The organism is Rodentibacter rarus (assembly GCF_001998965.1).
Taxonomy (GTDB): Bacteria; Pseudomonadota; Gammaproteobacteria; order Enterobacterales; family Pasteurellaceae; genus Rodentibacter; species Rodentibacter rarus.
In genome coordinates this window covers 1-5,080 of sequence record NZ_MLHJ01000072.1, presented here as the reverse complement: position 1 = coordinate 5,080, position 5,080 = coordinate 1, and the positions used below count along the sequence as shown (strand labels likewise).

Genomic DNA, 5,080 nt, shown 5'->3' with positions numbered 1-5,080 from the left:
ATCTAGTACAGCCCCTATAATATTAATCAGTGAATCTCAGACTGAGATTGGAAAACATTAGATATATTACAATCAAAAATGAATTAATCCCAGTTTAAAAAATATCGGGCTCGGCATAATGCTTCGCCCAGTATTTAAGTGAACCAACTCTTGGGGATCGACTGGTGTTTTCCACGAAACGCAAGTTATCGACCATTGTGTTCAAAATATAGCACTGTTGCCGCTACACGAGAATGGACATTTAACTTTCTCAGTAAATTACGGATATGTACTTTTACCGTTTCTTCTGAAATAAACAGCTGACCCGCAATTTGCTTATTTGATAAACCAGTTGCAATAAGGGTCAAAATTCCCTTCTCACGTTCAGTTAACGAATCTATTGGATCTTGACGATATTCACGTTCAATCAGTAAATCTTTAATTGAATTACTTAAAATGACCTCACCTTGCGCAATACGCTTTATTTGCTCAAGCAAGGTATCCGGCTCAGTATCTTTTAAAAGATAACCATCAGCACCGGCATCAATTAATGCAAAAACATCATTTTTAGCATCTGAAACCGTCAAAATCACAATACGGGCATCAATCCCTTCCGAACGCAAGCCTTTAAATGTGTCTAATCCTGAAAGTCCTTTCATATTGAGATCGAGCACAATCAAATCGGGAGAGGTTTGCAATGCAATAGAAATACCTTCCGAACCGCTACCAGCATCGGCAATCACCTCAAAATGCTCCTCTAATTCAAGCAGCTGTTTAATTCCACGGCGCATTAACGGATGCTCGTCAATGAGCAAAACTTTCAATTTTTCTTGCATATTTATCCCTCAGTAATTGACAACATTACACTGAATATCCATCATAAGAATAACCCATTTTATCGGGATTTAATGTTCCTTCCAAGCCAGAAACTTCTGAAACTTGATTTATCTCACTATAATCTGATTTTTGAATGAAATTTAAATCCGACGATATTTGAAAGGAAGAATCCGAGTTCGTCCCTGATGATTATGTTGAATTTGATAAAACTGTGGATAATTAAAATTACGTGATTCAATATGATACGGGTTTTCCCCCCCTTCTCCTGATACTTGATAAAGTTGATTAATTTTTTTCACTTTTTCATCTTTCACCCCATCACAGTGGCGGTAAATTTCTAAGTGATTAGCCTCATTCAATAAGTAAACGTTGAACGTACCATCTTTATTATCTTCAAAGAAAAACTGCAAGAAACCTTCACTTGCAAAAAGATCTATCTCAGCAGGATATTGGCGATCTTCATTGTGAATTTCCGTTTTGTCATCCACCGGGCTTTTCAAAACATCATCAAAATCAACCGCACTTTGTCCATCATTTTCTACTTCTTGCAGGCTAATACCACTTTCCTCAAAGAAAAATTGCCAGTTTTTCCCTGCCACACGTAAACGGGGAATACTTGGCATTTGACTCTCTCCTAAACGGATACTAATGCAGCGATTCACTACCCCACTAACAAGATTACGTAATGCTCGGCGATAGTGTTGGCTATAACAAAAAACCTGTACAGAACGAGGATGATTGACACCACGATAAATTTTATTTGATAGCACTTTCAGGGCAATCAAGATGGCATTTGGTCCTTCAAAATGTAGGGTACGGATTTCATTCCAAATATTACGATAAGTAAAATCAATACTACCAACAAGGTTTTGTTCCAAGGGACCAAAGCTAAATAAATCACTCGCAGAAAGATGCTCTTTAAATTCAGTAATAGAGGCGGTGGGATCAACGGTCAAATTCACAGCAATAACAATATTACTAATTTCACAAGAATCAGTAAAAGCATTGCTGTATGTGGAGGTTAGCGTTCGTGAAAAAGAAAGACGTAAATCTGTGACAAAATTTCGTAAAGCATCAATGCCGACAGAATGACTAAATAAATGTAGCTCCGTTTCTGAGGTAAGCAGTCGGTTAAAGTAAGCCCACGCCACTAACGTGTTTAAGTTCTCACTATATTCAACAACACGGTCTTCAGAAAACATCACCTCACTTGGCGGTTTATTGACGAAATACCAACCGTCTTTAAAGTGTTTATTGCCACGGACTTCCAAAAAAGAAAGATGAGGCTCTGATAAATTACGGGAAATCTGAGTATTAAGCAAAATGATTTTTCCCGGCAATTCCTCAAATGCGGTGTAAAGTTTTCGAGTAAGAATGTTGATATCTTGCGGTATCATACTTGAGCTAATTTTTTGCTTACGAGCAAAATTCACCAAACTATGATAACTCATCATCAAGAACTTCACTAAGTTTTCATGAGCTTCTTTAACCCGCTTAATTTTCCAAAACGGGCGGAGATTCAGTTCGCGGATTAAGTCCGCATTCCATCCCCATTCTTGTGCCAAAATCCGCATATAATTTATACGCCAATTACTCATTTTATATAGCGTTAAATCTTCCGTAACTTTGACATAAAAGCAACGGCGAACAAAATCAAGACGTTTAAACTCGGAAAGTGCGGTCAAATAATCCGTTACTTTTGTCAAAATTGCGATATAAGGGTCAAAATGATGCGCCGGGGTTGTATTTCCTGAAAAGAGATCTTCCTTAAACTGACGAGCGATAAGACGAGTATTCGGGTATTCTTTGGAATAAGCCTCCAATAGTAAAATTTTTAACACCGATTTATAAGGTGAATCAATCCCTTTGTAGAGTTGCCACAAACTTGCACCAAAATATTCTTTCGCTGAGAATTGCCCTAAGCCACCAAAATCTACCCAATCTTGCGGATCAAGCTCTCCGTCCCTTATTCGTTTTTCGACCTCTTTTTCGTAATCCACTTCATCATCCACCCACAAATGCAGCCAGAGCAAAGGTTTTCCTGCTAAACGCACCGCTGAGCGATAAAACTCATCAAGTAGTAACATATATTGTGCCGAACCACTGTTTTCATTAGTGAGTAAATCCGCATGATGGGTTTTACGAAAACGTTGCTGATCCATCAAATAGAAGTTAATTTCCACATCAAACTGCATCGCCCATACTTTAATTTTTTGCGCTTTTTGAGCAAGCAAATCTCTCTCGTCTTCCGTTAAATCTTCACGATGGCAAATCCAAGTATCTAAATCAGAATGACTCGTTTGACTAATGGAGCCAAAACTCCCCATCACATACAAGCCTAAAATAGGAGAATTTGCGCAATAAATTTTCTGTTTAATTTGATCATAAGAGGTCGGATATTCAGCTAAAAGAAATTGTTGCTGATAATCTGATAAACAAAATCCGGCAATACCGCAAGGAGATTGCACCACATAACCGGGTAAGTGTGGATAGTTTAGTTGAAGTAATAAAGGGAGCAAAGATAATACGTGCTGCAATCCATCACCGGCTCCCAATAACGCACGTTCCAAACGGCGTTTATCAAGGTTTTCGACGTATTTTCTTGCCCGATTGAGATCGTATTTCAATACGGTATCCTACCGGATAGAAAAAATTGGCAATACTGTACCACTTCAAACAGATGAAAGCAAAGAATAGCTACCCAACTTTGTCAACATTTGCTATATTCCCCACTCCCTCTTCCACCATAAAACTTAAATTATGAAACCTTCATCTATGCCAACAAAATTTAGCAGATTCGCTTGGGGACTTGCCATTTTTTGTATGCCTATTTTACTTTGGCCACTTGCTTTACTGGTTTCTACCGGTTTTTCTAAAAACCCGGTATTAACCGAAGGGCAAATTAATCTATTTTCCACCTTTTTTTGGATCTACCCCTTTATCCTTACTATTGTTGCACGCCTACTTTACAAATTGCATACTAAATTTCCGAAGTTTGCAGCACGATTACTTATGGCAAGTATGGTCATTTTTTACAGTTTTTTTAGTTATATCTGTCTGGTAAGTGCAACATAATATCACCAACACAAATAATTAAGAACGAGTAAAAATACTGCAAAAATAAACCGCACTTTAGTAGCAACATTAAAACGCCAATAAAATTTTTCCTATGTGTGTACCTTTATCAATTTCAATATGTGCTTCCTGTACTGCATTAAAATCATAGCACTGATGTAAAATAGGCTTATCAATTTCACCTTTGGTAAGTTTTTTCCATACATTTTCTAATAAGGATTGAGCAATTTCTGCTTTTTCCTCACTCGTTCGACCACGCATGGTCGAACCGGTGATGATCGCTCTTTTTACTGCAATTTTGAGCAAATCGACCTCTTTAGCAATAGCGCCACCCATAAAACCGATGAGAAACATTCGACCATCTTTATTCAAGATTTCAAGGTTTTGATCAAAATATCGAGCCCCGACAAGATCTAATATTCCATCAACGCCCTCTTGATATTGCCGAATCACCTCGACAAAATTTTCTGTTTTATAATGAATTGCCGTTGCGCCAAGTTGTTCCACCACATGGCATTTTTCTGCATTGCCCACCGTAGAGAAGGTTTTTATACCCAAACTTTTCGCAATCGCTAAAGCGGTGATGCCAATCCCACTCGTCCCACCATGAACCAATAACGATTCGCCCTTTTTCATCTGTTTTCTCATAAAAAGATTTGCCCAAACCGTGAAAAAGGTTTCCGGTAACATCGCAGCATCTTGCAAGCTATACCCTTGTGGAATGGGGAGTGTTTGCGCCGCTTTCACCACGCAGTATTGCGCATAAGCGCCGCCATCGGTTAAGGCACAAACATGATCACCCAGGTTAAAATGTTGAACCTTTTCCCCCACTTTCACCACTTCACCCGATAATTCCAACCCCATAATTGGGGTGACCCCTTTCGGCATAGGATACACCCCTTGACGCTGCATCACATCCGGGCGATTAACCCCGGCAAAGGCAACCTTGATAAGTAATTCATCCGATTTAGGCTCAGGAATCTCTGCGTTTTCAATAAATAATACGCTAGGCTCACCGGGTGAGCGCATATTGATACGTTTCATTTGGTTCATAACATTTCACTACCTTTCTTTTTTTCTACCTTTATACAAAGGGTTAATGATCAGGCAAAAATGCACCAGTTGGATGCATTAAGATCATCGAAAAGTGATCCACTGCTTCTTTTGATAAACTCCTTGTTATTTAAAC

The 5,080-nt window shown here is 38.6% G+C and carries 4 protein-coding genes; 1 reads left to right on the top strand and 3 read right to left on the bottom strand.

Features of this window, described 5'->3' with window-relative positions; all coding sequences use genetic code 11:
* Positions 1–185: 185 nt before the first annotated feature.
* Both BKK50_RS08110 and BKK50_RS08105 read right to left on the bottom strand, forming a co-directional pair.
* Positions 186–815, bottom strand: coding sequence for a response regulator (locus BKK50_RS08110; RefSeq protein WP_077417071.1), 630 nt, complete (start codon positions 813–815; stop codon positions 186–188).
* A 141-nt stretch (positions 816–956) separates the two neighbouring features.
* Positions 957–3,443 (bottom strand): class I adenylate cyclase, encoded by a 2,487-nt coding sequence (locus BKK50_RS08105; RefSeq protein WP_077417069.1) that lies wholly within the window; start codon positions 3,441–3,443, stop codon positions 957–959.
* A 133-nt stretch (positions 3,444–3,576) separates the two neighbouring features.
* On the opposite strand from BKK50_RS08105, the gene BKK50_RS08100 reads away from it, so the two are divergent.
* A complete protein-coding gene (locus BKK50_RS08100; protein ID WP_077417066.1) occupies positions 3,577–3,891 on the top strand; it encodes a DUF5389 family protein in 315 nt (104 codons plus the stop codon).
* A 69-nt stretch (positions 3,892–3,960) separates the two neighbouring features.
* Here BKK50_RS08100 and BKK50_RS08095 read toward each other — a convergent pair whose 3' ends face one another.
* Positions 3,961–4,944 (bottom strand): NAD(P)H-quinone oxidoreductase, encoded by a 984-nt coding sequence (locus BKK50_RS08095; RefSeq protein ID WP_077417064.1) that lies wholly within the window; start codon positions 4,942–4,944, stop codon positions 3,961–3,963.
* Positions 4,945–5,080 lie beyond the last annotated feature (136 nt).

What these genes read in the sequence shown, in the direction of transcription:
- BKK50_RS08110 (WP_077417071.1), bottom strand. Translation starts at nt 815, where the DNA reads ATGCAAGAAAAATTGAAAGTTTTGCTCATTGACGAGCATCCGTTAATG.
- BKK50_RS08100 (WP_077417066.1), top strand. Translation starts at nt 3,577, where the DNA reads ATGAAACCTTCATCTATGCCAACAAAATTTAGCAGATTCGCTTGGGGA.
- BKK50_RS08095 (WP_077417064.1), bottom strand. Translation starts at nt 4,944, where the DNA reads ATGAACCAAATGAAACGTATCAATATGCGCTCACCCGGTGAGCCTAGC.